The organism is Nocardia huaxiensis, from assembly GCF_013744875.1.
Lineage (GTDB): Bacteria > Actinomycetota > Actinomycetes > Mycobacteriales > Mycobacteriaceae > Nocardia > Nocardia huaxiensis.
Genome location: NZ_CP059399.1, coordinates 2370429 through 2386942, shown reverse-complemented (window position 1 = coordinate 2386942; position 16514 = coordinate 2370429). Strand labels below are relative to the sequence as shown.

The following is a 16514-nucleotide window of genomic DNA, read 5'->3' as shown; positions in this document are numbered from 1 at the left end:
CCCGCAGCAAATCCTACCGAGCCGTCGCTCAGGGCTTTTCGCCATTGCCCACGCGCACGAGCACGAAGGTGAGTTCGGTGTCGCCGATGCGCACCACCGCGCCATCGGAGAGCACGGCGCTGTCGACCACGCGGGTGCCGTCGACGAAGACGCCGTTCGAGGAGTTCAGATCCTTGAGCACATAGGTGAGTTCGTTGTCGGCGATGATCGCGTGGTGCCGGCTGACCCGGCCGTCGGGCAGCGCGATGTCGTTGTCGGACAGGCGGCCTATCCGGGTGACGGTGCCGACCAGCGGATACACATTGCCCGCCCGATCACGCAGAATCGCGTGCGGCTCATGCCAGCTGCGGTCGACGATGGTGGTGGCGCGGGTCGCCGACGCCTGCCCGGCGGCGCGCAGGGTGAGCGGGTCCTGGCGCAGGATGCGGGCCTCGAGCTCGCGAATGCGGTGCCCCGGATCGATGCCGAGCTCATCGGCGAGCGTGGTGCGCAGGCGGCGAGTGGCATCGAGGGCGTCGGATTGCCGGCCGGCCAGGTACAGCGCGGTGATCAGCTGCTCCCACAGCGATTCGCGCAGCGGGTGTTCCCGCACCAGCAGGGCGAGTTCGGCGATGACGGCTTCGGCGCGACCCTGCGCGATATCGGCTTCGGCGCGGGCCTCGATGACGCCGATGCGTTCGTCGTCGAGGGCCACCGCGTAGGCGTCGGCGAAGCCCAGGCCGCGCAGGTCCGACAGGACGGGCCCGCGCCATTGCGCGAGAGCGTCGGACAGGGCCGAACTCGCGGCGGCGAAACGACCGGCGGCCAGGGCGCGCAGGCCGTTCTCGCGGCGGGCGCGGAAGCGGAAGACATCGCAGGCCGAGTCGTCCACGACGATGCGGTAGCCGGTGCCCATGTGCTGGAGGGTGTTGCGGGCGTCGATTCCGCCGTCGCGCAAGGGTTTGCGCAGGTTGGAGACGATGGCGTGCAGGCTGACCCGGACGTCCGGAGGCTGATTCTCCTCCCAGACGGCGGTGGCCAGGGCGTCGACAGAGACCGGGCGGTTGGCATGAATTGTCAGGTAGGCCAGCACCGCCCGCTGCTTGGGACCACCCAGCGGCTGCTCCACCCCGTCGATGGTGAGCTGCACCGGGCCGAGCACTCCCAGCTGAGCCCGCACCTCGGCCATCATGGAACTCCTCGGACCGGCCCACGTTTGTCAGCAGTCACTTTAATGTTCCCCCCACTCCCCGCCCAGGTGAATTCCATGGTTGATCCAGGTCGTCACATCGGGCGGGGCGTTGCCGCGGGCGGGCTAGGCGGTGGCGAGGGTGAAGGCGGCGGTGCGGACCACGTCGCCGTGCTTGAAGTCCAGGAACAGGCGGTAGGTGCCGGGGCCGGGGACGACGGTGTGGAAGGCGATGTCCGGGCCGGGGGCGGTGATGCCGTCGCCGGGCTCGCCGTTCGGGTGGACGTGGACGTAGGCGAGGTCGCCGGCACGCAGGATCACCAGGTGACCGAAGGCCGCGAGGTACGGCTGGAGGTCGGTGACGGGGACGCCGTCCTTGCGGACCGTGAGGGTGACCAGGCGGCCCTCACCGGGGACGAGCTCACCGTCGAGCGCCACCTCGTAATCGTCGATGACGGTGGTGCGGGCGGCGGCGGGGACCGGCTGCGGGTCGTAGGCGCCGGCGAGGGCGAAATCGGCTCCGAGAGTGATGGTTTTGCCGAGGGCGGTGGGGTTGATGTCGGTGAAGACCCGGTACGCACCCGCCTCGGGGAGGTTCAGCTCGACCGACCAGGTGCCGTCGGCGGCGAGTTCGGGGTGCACGTGCCAGAAGCCGGTGAGCTCGCGCCGCGCCACGATGAGGTGCAGTTCCTTGTCGTGGATGGCGTCGAACTCGGTGACGGGCTTGCCGTCCGGGCCGAGGATGCGGAAGCGGAAGTCGATTTCGCCTGGGCGAGCGACGTTCTCGGCCAGCTCCAGGGTGTACCCGTCCTGGGTGATCTGCAGGCCGCCCGGCAGCCCGCCGCCGTGTCCGGCATGGGCGTCGTGTCCGGCGTGGGCATCGTGCTCGGCGTGGGCCGCGTGCGCACCGTGCCCGGCGTGATTGCCGTGTCCCGCATGGGCTTCGTGGGCACCGTGCGCCGCGTGGTCGCCATGGCCGGTGTGGTCGGCGTGAGCGGCGTGGTTATGGTGGGCGGCGTGCGCGTTGGTGGTCATCTCTCGGCCTCTCTCAACCGTTTTCGTTCTCTTGCAGAGACGAAGTTACATACCCCCTAGGGGTATCGGCAAGATTAAACCGGAGTGAGCTGGGTCACCCTGTCCTCGGCCGCCTCAATCCATTCCGGGCAGCAGCCCGGTGGCATAGCGGGCATACGTCTGTTCCGGCGACACCGTGATCACATCGGCGGCCGCCACCAGATCCGCCGGCACCCGCCCGCCGTCGAAATGCCCTGCGCTGGGCACGATCACCGCGTCCACCTCGAGCCGCGAGACCAGCAGCCGCAGCCGGTGCAGGGGCCGATCGGTCCGATGATCGAAGACCACCGTCCTGCGCAGGTCGTATCCGAGTTTCTTGGCGAGCCAACGAATTCGGCCCTCGTCCCAGTCCCGCAGGTCTCCGGAAACATCGCTCCGCAACCATCCGATCGCACTGGGTTCCGGTGTCATGGCTATCCCTCGAGGATCGCTGCCTGTGGAGTGCGCCCGGCGCCGGGTGCTGGCTTCAACCTACGTCGCGCGCGCCCGCGTGATCGACGGTGTGTGATGGGGAAAGTATTGGGCAAACAAGGGTCGTGACGGCACGGCAAATCCGTGGAAAGCCTATTCTCGGGAGAGGTCCAGCAGAGAGGCCGCATGCCGTGACCGACCGCAACGATCTGCTCGTCGAGGCGCGGTCGCGCCTGGAGTCGCCCGGATCGCCCGGCCAATCGATGACCCGCCGGGAGTTGGCCGAGGCCGTCAACGACCACGTACTCCGGGCCACCGGCAAGCGGGGCGCCGTCGACGAACGACATATCGGCAAGTGGGAGCGAGGCGAAACGACGTGGCCGAGAAAGCATTACCGCGCCGCGCTGCGGGCGGTGCTGAATGTGGCGACCGATACCGAATTGGGGTTCGCGGCGCCCCGCCGGGCCACGGATGACGAGAGCGTGAACCGCAAGCAGTTCCTCTCCAGCGCACTCGTGGTGGGCACGGGCGCGGTGCTGGCCAATTCCGCGCCAACGGAATCCGGGCTCGTCGAGACCATGGCCGGGCCGACCGCGAACTATCGGCGTATGGAGTCCTCGGTGCCGTCGGATCGGCTGGCGCCGGTGGTCGACGCGCACCTGAACCTGGTGTCCGGGGTGGTGCGGGATCGGCTGCGAACTTCCAGCGGCTTCCGGGTGCTCTCCGAAATCGCCGGGCTCGCAGCCTGGTTGGCGGCGGATCGCGGCGACGACGCGGCGGCGCGGCGGCGCTACATCGAGGCCATCCGGCACGCGGAGCGCACGCATCATCCGTTGCTGGTGTCGTACATGACCGCGAGCCTCGGCCACTACGCCGTCGAAATGGGTGACGGGCGTGCCGGTCTCACGCTGCTGCGCACCGCCGCGGCGCAATTGGGGCCCGATACGCCCGACAGCGCCGGGGCCTGGATGTCCTCGCTGCTGGCGGTGGCGTACGCCGCCACCGGGGATCGCGCCGGTTCCCTCGCCGCGCTGCGGCGCGCGGAACGCCTGGTGGAACGTCAGCGCGGAGAACCGCAGTGGCCGTGGGTCTTCGCCTTCGACGCCACCAAGGCCGCGCGCTATCAGGCCAGCGCCCTGGCCCGGCTGGGCGACAATCGCGCCGCCCGGACGGCGTTCGAACTGGCCGCCACCGCCCTCATCGCCGAGAAGCCGCGCGCCCTGGCGAAGGTGGAGCACGCGCAGGTGCTGGCCCGCAGCGGGGACATCGAGGGCGGGTGCGCGCTGGCCGCCGAGGCGGTCACGGTCGGATTGACCTATCACAGCGAACGAATCACCCGCACCGCGAGGACTTTCCGAGCCGCACTGCCCGTGCACACCATAGAGGCGCGAGCCCTCGACGACGCGCTCGCCACCCTCTACGGACGAGATGAGCAATGACGCGCCTCGCCATCACGGGACATCGCGGCCTCCCACCCGACACCCTCACGCGCGTGGACGCGGCCCTGCGCCTGGCCATCGCCGAACGCGCGGACACCGGCCTCACCGGCGTGAGCTGTCTGGCCGACGGCCCGGATTCCCTTTTCGCCCAGGCGATCCTGGATGCGGGCGGCCGCCTCATCGCGGTCGTCCCGGCCCACGGCTACCGTGAGAGTCTGCCCGCCACCCATCACCCGGTCTACGACCACCTGCTGGCTGCCGCCACCGAGGTGATCGAACTCGACCACACCGAATCCAACTCCCGCGCCCACCAGGCGGGCAGCCTCCGCATGCTCGACCTGTCCGACGAACTCCTCGCGGTGTGGGACGGCAAGCCCGCCCGCGGCTACGGCGGCACCGCCGACGTGGTGGGCGCCGCCCGCGCCCGCGGCCTCCCGCTCACCGTCATCTGGCCGCCCGGCGCCACCCGCCCCTGAAACCCTTCCCAGGCACCGTGTTTTCTGATCGGATACGACAGAACGCGGCCGCCCGGCCACCGAGCGCTCGCGACGTCGGCGGGAGGGCATGACCATGCGGGGTGACGGCAACGGCTGGTTCCGCGACCTCGAGGGCATCCGCCACTGGGGCCGCCACGGCGCCGCCGGCCTGCTCCTGCGCACCCCCCTCGACGATTCCGGCCGCACCGCGGTCCTCCTCCAGCTCCGCGCCCAGGGCCGCGCCGCCACCCGCCGCACCTGGACCATCCCCGGCGGCGCCCGGGACAGTCACGAGACCGCGGTCGAAGCGGCCCTGCGCGAAGCCTGGGAGGAAGCGGCGATCGACCCGCGCCGAATCACCGTGCGCGGCGAGCGAATCACCACGACGGCCTTGGGCGGCTGGACCTACACCACCGTCGTGGCCGACGCCCCGGCCCCGCTCCGCACTCGGCCGGACCACGAAACCCTCGCCCTGCGCTGGGTTCCCGAAGCAGACGTCCCCACCTTGCGACTCCACCCCGACTTCCAGGCGGCCTGGCCGCACCTGCGCGCCCGCCCCGTCTATCTCACCGCCGGTGAATCTCCCATGCCGGACGCGCGATCACACGACCCGGCCGGCGCCGAAACCCACCGCGCCCGCGTACCGGGTCCGCCGGACAGCCTCACCGAAATCCCTTTCGCTCCAGCATCTTCCGGAACGACCGAGGTGGACGACCGCGTGGCTGCCGCGCTGCCGCGCACGGTCGACCTGGGCCCGCAGGGCTTCATCTGGCTGTACCGCTCCGGCGCTCCGACCACGCGCACGGCCCGGATCACCAGTGACCCGATTCCCTTCTACCAGCGGCCATCCGATCAGATACTGCTCCGGCCGCATCAGGTCACCGACCGTGACCCGACCTGATCCCCGCCCAGCCGGGTGGAGCTGTTCGGGATCATCCCCTCGGTGAGCAAACCCCCTGCCGCCGAGGCGAGTTCCCGGCGGAAGGCGTCGGGGGTCTGTCCGGTCCAGCGGTGGAAGGCGCGGCGCAGGGCGCGAGCATCGGTGTAGCCGAGGCGGGCCGCCACCGACTGGATCGGAAGTGTGGTGCCGCGCAACAGATCCAGGGACTGTTCGTAGCGGACGGTTTCGACCTCCTTGCGCCAGCTGGAGTTCATCTCGTGCAGGCGGCGCTGCAGGGTGCGGGGGCTCACGGCGAGGCGGCGGGCCACGCCGTCGAGGTCGAGGTCGCCGCGGCGCAGGGCGGCGGAGATGGCGTGGCGGAGCTTCTCGTGCCAGTCGGGGATGGCACGGGACGAGGCCAGCGTCAGTTCGACGTACTGGCGCATGACGCGGCCCAGATGCGGATCCGCGCCGGTGGGCAGGGTCCCGACGTCGAGGAAGGTGAGTTGCGCATGCGGCACCCCGAATTCGATGCGGCTGGTGCCGAATTCGTCGACCAGCCAGCGGTACCGTTCGGTGGCATGGTGCGAGAAGCCGACCCGGATGGGCACCACGAGTTGCCGGGTGGCTTCGCGAATGCGGCGCAGCACGAGTGAGAGCACGAATTCCTCGACGGGTGCGAGCACCGGCTCGGGTTCGATGGCGGTCCGTTCGCGCATGATCAGCAGCCCGCCGTCCTCGATCACCTCCCAGCTCACGGCCGGGTCGGTGACGATGGCGCGCAATTCGACGATGGTGCGCAGACTGTCAGCGAGGGTGGCGCCACTGCTGAACAGATAGTCCCAGGCGCTGAGCCCGCCGAATTCGGCGCCGGCCGTGGCGGCCAGGCCGGATCCGGGCCCGGCGGCCGCGTCGATGAGTTCCCAGATGCGCCAGGCCGATTCGGTCGGTACGCGCAGCAGGTCATCGTCCAGGTCGGCGGGATCCAATCCCGCGACTGCCGCGAGGTGTGCGGGTGTGACGCCGACCCGCAGGGCGGTGGTCCGGATCAAGGCGATGGTCCGCGCAGGGAGGGTGCCTTCGATCATCGGCGCAGCATAGTGAGCAAGGGGTACTTCCAACTGGTCGGTTTGGCGTGTGCAGTCCCCAGAATGACGCGTAGAGCCCCCGGCCGCAGCACATGGCGCCCATAGATTCAGTTCGCGCACCCACCCGGGCGCGGAACTCCCGCAAGAAATCTCGTCCGGGCCGGGAATCAACCGGTGCATCTAACCGTTGATCGCTATTACATCGGTTAGACGCCGACGCATCCACACCTGAGAAGGACGGGCCACCGCACATGACCAACCACAAGATCCTCGCCATCTCCGGCAGCCTCCGCGCGGACTCGCACAACACCGCGCTGCTGCGGGCGGCGCAGAAGTTCAGCAATGGCCTCGACATCGACATCTACGAGGGCCTGCGCGAAATCCCGCCGTACGACATGGATCTCGACACCCCGGCCAACCGCCCCGCGGCCGTGGCCGACCTGCGCCGGCGCATCACCGAGGCCGACGGCCTGCTCATCGCCACCCCGGAATTCAACTACTCCATCCCGGGCGTGCTCAAGAACGCCATCGACTGGGTCAGTACCGACTGGACCAAGACCGAGGGCCTGCCGCTGCACCGCAAGCCCATCGCCATCATGGGCGCCGCCCCCACCCAGTTCGGTTCCGTCCGTGCACAACTGGCCCTGCGCCAGGTCTTCGTCTGGACCGAGAGCGACATCGTGGTGAAGCCGGAGGTCATCGCCTTCCGCTCGCACGAACGTTTCGACGAGAACGGCAACCTCGTCGACGAGACCACCATCGACCTGCTGCACGGCCTGCTCGACGCCCTGGCCGCCAAGATCGACCGCTAGCGGAGGACACCATGACCGGGCATTACGCGCAGATCGCGTTCACCGAATCCGTTCGCGCACATCAGCGCACCCACGGCAGTCTGCGCAGCTACGAGCGCATGGCGGCGGTCCCCGCGGTGGCCGACACGATCGGCGAGCAGGAGTCCTGGTTCATCGGTGAACGCGACAGCTTCTACCTCGCGACCGTCGGCGACAGCGGCTGGCCCTACATCCAGCATCGCGGCGGCCCGCGCGGCTTCCTGAAGGTAATCGACTCCCGCACACTGGGTTTCGCCGATTTCGCCGGCAACAAGCAGTACATCAGCCGCGGCAATCTCGACCACGACGACCGGGTGGCGCTGTTCCTCATGGACTACGCCGCCAAGGCCCGGCTGAAGATCTTCGGCCGGGCGCGCGCGGTCGAAGCGTCCGAAGATCCGGATCTTATTGCCGCCCTGGCGATTCCGGACTACCGAGCCCGGCTCGAACGCGCGGTCCTGATCGAGGTGGAAGCCTTCGACTGGAATTGCAGCCAACACATCCCCGAGCTGTACCCGCGCGAGGAAGTCCTCGACGCGGTGCAGACCCTGCACGACCGCGTCGCCGAACTCGAACGCGAGAACGCGCGCCTGCGTGCGCAATTCACCACACAGAGCTAGTTCGACCCGCCGCCGTCAGGGCGCGGAGAACCCCTATGTCCTCAGTTGGGAGATGACGTCGATGCGCCGCGAACAGATCGCGTGGGCGGGCCTGGCGGCCATGACCGTGTCATTCGGATTGAACTTCACCATGGGCGTGTTCTTCGCGCCCACCGCCGCATCGTACGGCGTGAGCGCCACGGCGCTGGCGGTCGCGGCCGCGCTGGGGACCACCGTCACCGGTCTCGTGCAGCAGCCCATCGGGCGACTGCTGGACAGCATCGGGCCGAAGCGGGTGCTCATCGGCGGCCTGACCCTGATCTCGTCGAGTTACCTTGTGCTGTCGGTGGTTACCCGAACCTGGGAGTTCGTCGCCGCGTACATGCTGCTCGGCGGCATCGGCTTCGCCGCCTCCTCCACCCTGACGGTGACCACGCTCATCGGCCGCGTGCACGGTGACAAGGCCGGGCCGTCGCTGGCGCGCGCCGCGCTCGGAATCAATGTGGGACAGCTGATCACGCCGTGGGCCGCCACCGCCCTGTTCGATCCGATCGGCGTGCGCGGCACCTTCGCGCTGCTGGGCGCGGTGGGCCTGGCCATGACCGTCGGACTCTGGTTCTGGCTGCCGCGCTGCCCGGGAGCCGCGGCGCGCGTCCCCGGCCGCGGCGAGTCGCTGGCGGGCCGCGGCAGGGTCCTGCTCTCCTTCGGATTGCATTCCGCGACACTGTATGTCGTCATTCTCATGCTGCCCGAGCATGCCGCCGAGAACGAGTGGACGGTCTCCGGCGCGGGCCGCCTGGTGGCCTTGGCAGCCCTCGCGGCCGGTCTGACCTCCGCCGCCATGGTGCGGCTGCTGCGCACACATCCACCCGAAAACCTTTTGCGCGCACTGTATGTCGTGCGCGTCGTGGCCCTGGCCCTGGCGGTGCTGGTTCCCGGACCGGAAGTGCTGATCGCGGTGGCGCTGCTGTTCGGCGCGGCTTCCTTCCCCGTGGTGCCACTCACCATGGCCATCCTGTCGCGCGGCCTGGACCCGGCGCACATGGGCCGCACACTGTCGCCCGCCTGGGTGATCCACCAGTTGTCGGCGGCCGCCGGTCTGGGCGTGGCGAGCCTGATTCACGCCCTCACCGACAGCTACCGCGGCTACTTCGCGCTCGGCCTGCTCTTCAGCCTCGCCGCGCTGGCGCTGCTGACTCCCGCCCGGGTCCAGCGCCCGGAACCGGCGCTGGCGGGCTGAACCAGCGGCTTCGTTCGCACAGAGCGAAACGGCGGTACCTCCTCCGGTACCGCCGTCGCTGTTATCGTCGATGGCATCCGAGGCGTCGGGCAGGGGGAGCCACACGCCGCACCCGCCCTCCTCGAGGAATCGCCTTGAAATACGTTCCCCGCATCGTCCTCATGCTGGCGATTCCCGCCCTGTTGTTCGCGCTGCCGTGGTGGACGCTGGTCGGCGCGACCATGGCCGGCGCGGCCTTCTGGATCGGGTCGGCGGTCTTCCTGCTCGGTTACCTGACGCTGCCCGCGGCCATGTTCCTGGGCCACGGCCCCGCGCAATCGGATCCGGCCTCGATCATCGGCGACACCCTGCTCGGCGTGATGTGGGTGCTGTTCAGCTGGTCGCTGCTCGGCAATATCGCCGGCCTCGGCCTGCTCGTGGCCGGAGTGGACGATCCGGCCCGCTCCCGCATCGTCGCGATCGGCGTGCTGGCGGTGAGCGCGGCCCTGGTCGCCTACGGCATCGCCGAGGCGCGGCGCGTGCCCCGCGTCCGCACCCTGGATGTTCCGATCCGCGGCCTCGGCCCGGCCCTCGACGGCCTGCGCATGGTGGTCATCACCGACACCCACTACGCCGCGCTGAACCGGCTGCGCTGGTCGGAGAAGGTGGTCGAGGTCGTCAATTCGCTCGAGCCCGATATCGCCTGCCACGCGGGCGATCTCGCGGACGGCTCGGTGGCGAAACGGCATCCGCAGGTGGATCCGCTCGGCAAGATCGAGGCCCCGCTCGGCCGTTTCTACATCACCGGCAATCACGAGTACTTCGGCGACGCGCAGGGCTGGGTCGACCACATGGCGTCACTGGGCTGGCAGCCCATGCTCAATCGGCACGAAACCCTCACCCGCGGCGGCGACCGGCTGGTCATGGCGGGCATCAACGATCCGACCGGCACCAGCCTGCCCGGCCACGGCCCCGACCTGAAAGCCGCTCTGGCAGGGGCGAATCCGGCGGACCCGGTGGTGCTGCTGGCCCATCAGCCGCGCCAGGTCGCCGACGCCTCGGCGGCCGGTGTGGCCCTGCAGATCTCGGGTCACACGCACGGCGGGCAGATCTGGCCCTTCCACTATCTGGTCCGGCTGGAGCAGCCGGTGGTGGCCGGGCTGTCCTGGCACGGCGGCACCCAGCTCTACACCAGCCGCGGCACCGGCTTCTGGGGCCCGCAGCTGCGGGTGTTCGCGCCGAGCGAGATCACGGTGCTCACCCTGCGCTCGGCCTGAAACCACTTCGACAGCCGCCCATCTCCCCGAGGTGGGCGGCTTTCTTCTGCTCATTGACTGGGTCATGGTGTCTCATTACATTTAATGAGACGGAACGTCCCATGTGCTGCACATCGAGATGGACGAGGAACGGGCTATGGCCGTTGAAATCGACTCCACACTGCACCCCCCGAAGTGGGCGCCCACCTTCATTCGCTGGCACAACACGCCGGTCAGCTGGGCGGAATCCATGCGCATGGCCATCGGGCTGCTCCCCCGGCTACGCGATCACACCGTCATCGAGTACCTGACGAGCCTGCCCGGCGCCGACGATGTGATCGTCGCGCGCCTGCCCTTCAAGAAGTTCGTGGTGCTGCGCAGCCCGCAACTGGCCCGCCATGTGCTGGTGAGCAACCAGAACAACTACATGAAGAGCCCCGAGTACGACATGCTCGCCGTCGCCTTCGGCCGCGGCTTGGTCACCGACCTGAACGACGAACAGTGGCAACGCAATCGACGCCTGGTGCAGCCGATCTTCGGTAAGCGCAATGTGGACGGCTTCGCGCCGGTGATGGTCGAGGCCGCGCAGGACGCGATCAAGCGCATCGCGGGTTCGACCGCGGACGGCGGCGCGGTGGATGTGAACGTCGAAATGAACAGGCTGACCCTGGATGTCACCGCGCGCACCATGTTCGGCACCGATATCACCGGCCCCATGTCCGAGGTGGTGCTGTCACGGCTGCTGCGCTTCTTCGGCCGGGGGTTTCTCAGCAATTCCAGCCATCCCCTGCACAATCTCGCGGTCCGGCTGCACGCACGCGGCGGCAAGGACGGCGATCCGGCCAACTCCCGCTGGGCGATTCGCGTCATGCGCACACTCGGCTGGGCGATCTATCCCCAGGCCATGCGCGATCTCGTGCAGGTGGAACGCGTGGTGGACGATCTGATCGCCGATCATCGCAGCGGCCGGATCGACCGCAAGGACAATCTGCTCGCTCTGCTCATGGACGCCTCCGATCCCGAAACCGGCTACCGCTACAGCGATCAGGAGATCCACGACGAGCTCATGACCTTCATGGGCGCCGGAATGGAAACCACCGCAACGGCTCTGACGTGGGTGTGGCAGCTGCTGGCCGAGAATCCGGACGCCCGCCGCCGGCTCTACGACGAGGTCGACTCCGCCCTGGGCGCCCGCCCCGCCACCGCCGCCGACCTGGACCGGCTGCCGTGGACCCAGGCGGTCATCGCCGAGACCATGCGCATGCTGCCGCCCGTCATCGGATTGGCCCGCACCGCCAAGGATTACGACGAGATCGGCGGCTACCGGATCGACCCCGGCACCACGATCGCGATCATGATCGACTCCGTGCACCACCATAGCGGCGTGTGGGAGCGGCCCGACGAATTCGATCCGAGCCGTTTCCTTCCGGAAATCGTTCAGCGCGAACAGAAACGGGCCCACCTTCCCTTCGGCGCGGGCAAACGCATGTGCGTCGCTTCGGGTTTCGCGAGCATGGAGGCCACCCTGGTGGTCGCCACCTTCGCCCAGCACCTGAGGTTCGAGGCGGTCTCCGGTGAGCGCGTGCGCCGGCAGTTCTCCTTCACCGGCGGGCCGGATGCCCCGTTGCTCATGCGCCCCCGCTTTCTGCCGGAATCGACGCCCGCCGACCGGGCCGTATAGTCGGCCTGTGAGCCACCACCACCTGCATTCCGACCTGAGGGGTCGCCGCAAGCGGTCCGGGGAACGCCGGTGGAGTGAGCACAATTCGGCCCGCCAGGACCGGATCCTGCGGGCCGCGGTGGAACTGCTCGAAGAGAACGAGCCCGGCGCGGACATCTCCATTCAGCAGATCGCCGAGCGCGCCGGTCTGGCGCGTTCGGTGGTCTACCGTCAGTTCGACAATCGCGAGGATCTGGATGCCCGCATCCGCGCGTACATCATGGACACCTCGTTCGAGCGGTTCGAATCCGTCATGGTGCTGGAACCCGGCAAGACCGCCGAGGAGACCCTGCTCGGCATCATGCGCACGGTGGTCGACTGGGCTGCCGAGCATCCCAACCTGTATCGCTTCGAACAGGGCGGGCGGCTACACGGTTACAGCGCACCGGATTCCGGCCTGACCGTCGGACGGCGACGGCTGGCCGATGCGCTGTGGGAGCGATTCACCGCGGTCTCGGCGATTCTCGGCATCGACACCGAACCGTTCCGGCCGCTGTCCCACGGCATCATCGGCCTGGTCGAGGGCGTGATCAACGAATACGTGATCGCGCCGAGGGATTCCGGCTCCCGCAGCACAGAGGAGATCGCACGTCTGCTCGCGACCTCCGTCTGGCATCTGTTCGACGGTTTCACCACCGATCTCGGCTACCGCTTCGACCGCACGGCCACCACCGCGACCATGATGAGCGAACTCCTCTCCGCCGCAGCGGATCAGCTCGACAGGGCGGGCAAGCGCACCACCTGGCCCGCATAGGCCAGACCCGCACCGAAGCCCAGCAGCAGGGCGGTATCGCCCGGCTTGGACTCGCCCGAGCGCAGCAGCTGTTCCATGGCCATGGGGATAGAGGCGGCGCTGGTATTGCCGGTTTCGACGATATCCCTTGCCACCGCGACGGTTTCCGGAATGCCGAGGGTGCGCACCAGCGCCTCGGTGATGCGGATATTGGCCTGGTGCGGCACGAAGGCGTCCAGATCTTCGGCCTTGATCCCGGCCTTGTCCAGCGCGTCCCGGCACGCCTTCTCCAGAAACGTGACGGCCCAGCGGAATACGGCGGTGCCGTTCATCCGGATGTAGGGCCGCACCGTGCTGCCACCGGCCGCCTCGGCGGCCGCGACCTCCGCGAAGTACTGCTGAAAATCCTTGTCCTGCTTGATGGCATCGGTCTGGCTGCCGTCCGAGCCCCAGGCGACCGGGCCGACGCCCTCGGTCTCCCCCGGTCCCACCACGACCGCGCCCGCGCCGTCGGCGAAGATGAACGCGCAGGTGCGATCGGAGGTGTCGAGCAGATCCGAGAGCCGCTCCACGCCGATCACCAGCACATGCCGCGCCTGGCCCGCGCGGATCAGGCTCGCCGCGTTGCCGAGCGCGTAGCAGAACCCGGCGCATCCGGCCGAGACGTCGAAGGCGGCGGTGTCGTGCATGCCGAGTTCGGTGGCGACCACCGCGCCGGCCGAGGGGCCCAGCACCATCTGCGAGGAGGTGGCCAGCACGACCGCGTCGATCTGCTCCGCGGTGATGCCCGCGGCGGCGAGTGCGTCCTTCGAGGCGGCCACGCTCATGCCGACGATGGTCTCGTCCGCGTCGGCCCAGCCGCGCGCGGCGATGCCGGATCGGGTGCGGATCCACTCGTCCGAGGAGTCGATCTTGTCGATGATCTCGGCATTGGGCACGACCCGGCGGGGCCGGTAGACCCCGAGCCCGAGCAGGGCCGCATGGGCCACGGGTGCTGCGGTGGCGATTTCTGCGGGCACGACGATCCTCTCCATATGAACCGATCGGTTCACTTAGAATACGTCTAACATGGACCGATCGGTTCACACAAGAGCCCGGCAAACTGTTCACACAACGGTTGGAGGAGTTTCCATGGCGGCGGGACCCCGCGCCCGATTGATCGCGAGCACCATCGCCACGGTGCAGGAACACGGCGTGCACGCCGCCGGGCTCAGCGAGCTACTCAAACGCAGCAATGCCTCCCGGAATTCGCTCTACCAGCACTTTCCTTCAGGCAAGGGCGAACTCGTGGAGACCGCGGCCAAAATCGTGTCAAGACTGGTGTATTCGCACATCAGCCGCACCGCCGACGCACTGCCCGACGCGCGCTCGGTGGAACAGTGGCTCGACGAACTGCTCGCCTTCTGGCGGCTGCAACTCGAATCCAGCGACTACCGCGCGGGCTCGTTCATGATGGCCGCGGCACTGGACGAACTCGATCCGTCGCTGCAGTCCACGGCCGGGCAGGCGTTCGCCGAATGGACGGCCCGGCTCGCGGACGGGCTCGTCTCGGTCGGCGTCGACCGCGCCACCGCGTGCTCGCTGTCCGGATTCCTGCTGTCGGTCATCGAGGGCGCGATCGTGCAGAGCCGCGCCCTCAAATCGAGTCATCCGTTCGACGACGCGCGCGCCCAGCTGTCGGTGCTGCTGCGGCACCACCTGAAGCACCATTGACGTGATCAGGCTCACTGGGGATTCGGCACCCGGGTGAGAAGCCCTGGTGAGCAGGCGAATTCATCCGGGTATCAATCCCCTCCGGGCGGAAAACCCAGTGCTTCCTGTCGGTGTGAGCCGGAATACTTACGCGCGACCGATGAGTTGAGCCTGACGATCCCGTCTGTTCTCGTGTGGCGGCGGGAATGCGATCACAGCGGCTCGCCATCGATCCACACGTCGAAATCTCGCTCACGAACGCTTCGGAGGACATCGATGCGCGCCGACTCATCCGCTCTAGAAACCGGGGATAAACCGGTCGGTGGGCGGACGCCGACCGTCATCCGCCTACTGGTGCTCGCGACCTTCGTGGTGATTCTCAACGAGACCATCATGATCAACGCGATTCCCACGCTGATCCACGATCTCGAGATCACCGAGCGCACGGCACAGTGGGTGTCCACCGCCTTCATGCTCACCATGGCGGCGGTCATCCCGGTGACCGGCTGGTTCCTGCAGCGGGTCTCGACCCGGCGGGCCTACCTCATCGCCATGGTCACCTTCCTGGCCGGCACCGCGCTGTGTGCGGTCGCGCCGAACTTCGCGGTGCTGCTCGTGGGCCGCGTCGTGCAGGCCGGCGGCACCGCGGTCATGATGCCGCTGCTCATGACCACCCTCATGACCGTCGTGCCGGAACAGGACCGCGGCAAGGTGATGGGCAATGTCACCCTGGCCATCTCGGTCGCCCCGGCCATGGGCCCGGTCATCTCCGGCCTGGTACTCAAGGCCGGTGACGGCATGAAGGACACCATCTCCCCGTGGCGCTGGCTGTTCGTGCTGGTGCTGCCGATCGCCGCGGCGGTCACCTGGTTCGGTCTGCGCAAGCTGGAGAATGTCGGCGAACCGCAGTCGGGCTCCATCGACTGGCTGTCCGTGGTGCTCGCGGCGCTCGGTTTCGGCAGCCTGGTGTACGGCCTGAGCCACTTCGAGACCGACAACTGGACCACCCCGGCGCTGATCGTGGCCGCCGGCGCGGCGCTGATCGCGGCCTTCGCGTTCCGTCAGATCTCGCTGCAGCGCACCTCGACTCCGCTGCTGGACCTGCGCGTCCTGCTGGCCGGCACCTACACCAAGGCGCTGGTGCTCATGTCCATCGCCTTCATGGCCATGATGGGCTCGATGATCCTGCTGCCGCTGTACCTGCAGAACCTGCGCGGCCTGGATCCGCTGCAGACCGGTCTGCTGGTCATGCCGGGTGGTCTGGCCATGGGTCTGCTCGGCCCGACCGTCGGCAAGATCTTCGACCGCTTCGGTGGCCGGGTGCTGGTGATTCCGGGTTCCATCGCCATCACGGCGTCGCTGGCCGGATTCACGCTGATCTCCGCGAACATGCCGTACGCGGCCCTGCTGGGTCTGCACGTGCTGCTCATGGTCGGCCTGGCCGCGGCCTTCACCCCGGTGTTCACCCTGGGTCTGGGCGCGCTGCCGATGAACCTGTACTCGCACGGCAGCTCCATGCTGGGCACCCTGCAGCAGGTGGCGGCGGCCTTCGGTACCGCGCTGGTGGTCACCATCATGTCGGCCCGCACCACCGATCTGGTCAAGGACGGCATCGCGCCGAACGAGGCCATGCTGAGCGGTATGAAGATCGCGTTCGCGGTCTCGGCCGTGCTGTCGGTGGTCGTGATCGTCATGGCGGTGCTGCTGCCGAGCCGGTCCGACAACCCGCACGGCGGCGGCCACGGCGGTGAGCACGGCGGCGAAATCCCCACCGCCGACGCCGATCTCGACGCCGAGCTGGAAACCGAACTGAAGAAGACCGAACTCGTGAAGGACTGATCGCACCGTCATCCCGGCGCGCTTCTTGGCCGGGATCCACACTGTCGAAAGTGTGGATCCCGGCCAAAAGCATGCCGGGATGACGAGGGG

Annotated in this window: 16 protein-coding genes; 11 read left to right on the top strand and 5 right to left on the bottom strand. The window is 68.6% G+C overall.

All coding sequences use genetic code 11. The features are described from left to right. Positions 1–28 precede the first annotated feature (28 nt). From H0264_RS10610 to H0264_RS10600, 3 genes are all read right to left on the bottom strand, one after another. Positions 29–1168 carry a BTAD domain-containing putative transcriptional regulator gene (locus tag H0264_RS10610; protein ID WP_181583803.1) on the bottom strand — a complete coding sequence of 380 codons (1140 nt, stop codon included), beginning with the start codon at positions 1166–1168 and terminating at the stop codon, positions 29–31. 126 nt (positions 1169–1294) lie between these two features. Then, positions 1295–2203, bottom strand: coding sequence for a hypothetical protein (locus tag H0264_RS10605; protein ID WP_181583802.1), 909 nt, complete (start codon positions 2201–2203; stop codon positions 1295–1297). Positions 2204–2317: 114 nt separating this feature from the next. Beyond that, the gene (locus tag H0264_RS10600; RefSeq protein ID WP_181583801.1) at positions 2318–2653 is read right to left on the bottom strand and encodes a hypothetical protein; all 336 of its coding nucleotides are present in this window, start codon (positions 2651–2653) and stop codon (positions 2318–2320) included. Positions 2654–2844: 191 nt separating this feature from the next. On the opposite strand from H0264_RS10600, the gene H0264_RS10595 reads away from it, so the two are divergent. The 3 genes from H0264_RS10595 (at position 2845) to H0264_RS38525 (ending at position 5469) form a co-directional block, all read left to right on the top strand. Next, positions 2845–4092, top strand: coding sequence for an NsdA family TPR-like regulatory protein (locus H0264_RS10595; RefSeq protein ID WP_220139962.1), 1248 nt, complete (start codon positions 2845–2847; stop codon positions 4090–4092). Continuing rightward, positions 4089–4568, top strand: a complete 480-nt coding sequence (locus tag H0264_RS10590; RefSeq protein ID WP_181583800.1) for a hypothetical protein — start codon at positions 4089–4091, stop codon at positions 4566–4568. The genes H0264_RS10595 and H0264_RS10590 overlap by 4 nt, the downstream gene beginning before the upstream one ends. A gap of 88 nt (positions 4569–4656) precedes the next feature. Beyond that, the gene (locus H0264_RS38525) at positions 4657–5469 is read left to right on the top strand and encodes an NUDIX domain-containing protein (protein WP_244976153.1); all 813 of its coding nucleotides are present in this window, start codon (positions 4657–4659) and stop codon (positions 5467–5469) included. Here H0264_RS38525 and H0264_RS10580 read toward each other — a convergent pair. Beyond that, a complete protein-coding gene (locus H0264_RS10580) occupies positions 5442–6536 on the bottom strand; it encodes an AraC family transcriptional regulator (protein WP_181583799.1) in 1095 nt (364 codons plus the stop codon). The two genes, H0264_RS38525 and H0264_RS10580, sit on opposite strands and share 28 nt — an antisense overlap. Positions 6537–6787: 251 nt before the next feature. On the opposite strand from H0264_RS10580, the gene H0264_RS10575 reads away from it, so the two are divergent. The 6 genes from H0264_RS10575 (at position 6788) to H0264_RS10550 (ending at position 12914) form a co-directional block, all read left to right on the top strand. Next, the gene (locus H0264_RS10575; protein WP_181583798.1) at positions 6788–7348 is read left to right on the top strand and encodes an NADPH-dependent FMN reductase; all 561 of its coding nucleotides are present in this window, start codon (positions 6788–6790) and stop codon (positions 7346–7348) included. Positions 7349–7359: 11 nt separating this feature from the next. After that, a complete protein-coding gene (locus tag H0264_RS10570; RefSeq protein ID WP_181583797.1) occupies positions 7360–7986 on the top strand; it encodes a pyridoxamine 5'-phosphate oxidase family protein in 627 nt (208 codons plus the stop codon). Positions 7987–8038: 52 nt separating this feature from the next. Then, positions 8039–9205, top strand: coding sequence for an MFS transporter (locus H0264_RS10565; RefSeq protein ID WP_181583796.1), 1167 nt, complete (start codon positions 8039–8041; stop codon positions 9203–9205). Positions 9206–9339: 134 nt separating this feature from the next. Continuing rightward, entirely contained in the window at positions 9340–10461 is a 1122-nt protein-coding gene (locus H0264_RS10560; RefSeq protein ID WP_231083195.1) for a metallophosphoesterase, read from the top strand. A gap of 136 nt (positions 10462–10597) precedes the next feature. Continuing rightward, complete coding sequence (locus tag H0264_RS10555; RefSeq protein ID WP_181583795.1) at positions 10598–12121, top strand: cytochrome P450; 1524 nt, start codon at positions 10598–10600, stop codon at positions 12119–12121. Between the two features lie 7 nt (positions 12122–12128). After that, entirely contained in the window at positions 12129–12914 is a 786-nt protein-coding gene (locus tag H0264_RS10550; RefSeq protein ID WP_181583794.1) for a TetR/AcrR family transcriptional regulator, read from the top strand. Here H0264_RS10550 and H0264_RS10545 read toward each other — a convergent pair. Continuing rightward, on the bottom strand, positions 12872–13912 hold the full coding sequence (locus H0264_RS10545; RefSeq protein WP_181583793.1) for a beta-ketoacyl-ACP synthase III: 1041 nt from the start codon (positions 13910–13912) through the stop codon (positions 12872–12874). The genes H0264_RS10550 and H0264_RS10545 overlap by 43 nt on opposite strands. A 112-nt stretch (positions 13913–14024) precedes the next feature. On the opposite strand from H0264_RS10545, the gene H0264_RS10540 reads away from it, so the two are divergent. Both H0264_RS10540 and H0264_RS10535 read left to right on the top strand, forming a co-directional pair. Beyond that, positions 14025–14606 (top strand): TetR/AcrR family transcriptional regulator, encoded by a 582-nt coding sequence (locus H0264_RS10540; RefSeq protein ID WP_181583792.1) that lies wholly within the window; start codon positions 14025–14027, stop codon positions 14604–14606. A gap of 255 nt (positions 14607–14861) precedes the next feature. After that, positions 14862–16424 (top strand): MDR family MFS transporter, encoded by a 1563-nt coding sequence (locus tag H0264_RS10535; protein WP_181583791.1) that lies wholly within the window; start codon positions 14862–14864, stop codon positions 16422–16424. Positions 16425–16514 lie beyond the last annotated feature (90 nt).

Excerpts from the sequence above, each read along its gene's own strand:
- H0264_RS10610 (WP_181583803.1), bottom strand. The coding sequence starts at position 1,168 with ATGGCCGAGGTGCGGGCTCAGCTGGGAGTGCTCGGCCCGGTGCAGCTC.
- H0264_RS10605 (WP_181583802.1), bottom strand. The coding sequence starts at position 2,203 with ATGACCACCAACGCGCACGCCGCCCACCATAACCACGCCGCTCACGCC.
- H0264_RS10600 (WP_181583801.1), bottom strand. The coding sequence starts at position 2,653 with ATGACACCGGAACCCAGTGCGATCGGATGGTTGCGGAGCGATGTTTCC.
- H0264_RS10590 (WP_181583800.1), top strand. The coding sequence starts at position 4,089 with ATGACGCGCCTCGCCATCACGGGACATCGCGGCCTCCCACCCGACACC.
- H0264_RS38525 (WP_244976153.1), top strand. The coding sequence starts at position 4,657 with ATGACCATGCGGGGTGACGGCAACGGCTGGTTCCGCGACCTCGAGGGC.
- H0264_RS10580 (WP_181583799.1), bottom strand. The coding sequence starts at position 6,536 with ATGATCGAAGGCACCCTCCCTGCGCGGACCATCGCCTTGATCCGGACC.
- H0264_RS10575 (WP_181583798.1), top strand. The coding sequence starts at position 6,788 with ATGACCAACCACAAGATCCTCGCCATCTCCGGCAGCCTCCGCGCGGAC.
- H0264_RS10570 (WP_181583797.1), top strand. The coding sequence starts at position 7,360 with ATGACCGGGCATTACGCGCAGATCGCGTTCACCGAATCCGTTCGCGCA.
- H0264_RS10565 (WP_181583796.1), top strand. The coding sequence starts at position 8,039 with ATGACGTCGATGCGCCGCGAACAGATCGCGTGGGCGGGCCTGGCGGCC.
- H0264_RS10555 (WP_181583795.1), top strand. The coding sequence starts at position 10,598 with ATGGCCGTTGAAATCGACTCCACACTGCACCCCCCGAAGTGGGCGCCC.
- H0264_RS10540 (WP_181583792.1), top strand. The coding sequence starts at position 14,025 with ATGGCGGCGGGACCCCGCGCCCGATTGATCGCGAGCACCATCGCCACG.
- H0264_RS10535 (WP_181583791.1), top strand. The coding sequence starts at position 14,862 with ATGCGCGCCGACTCATCCGCTCTAGAAACCGGGGATAAACCGGTCGGT.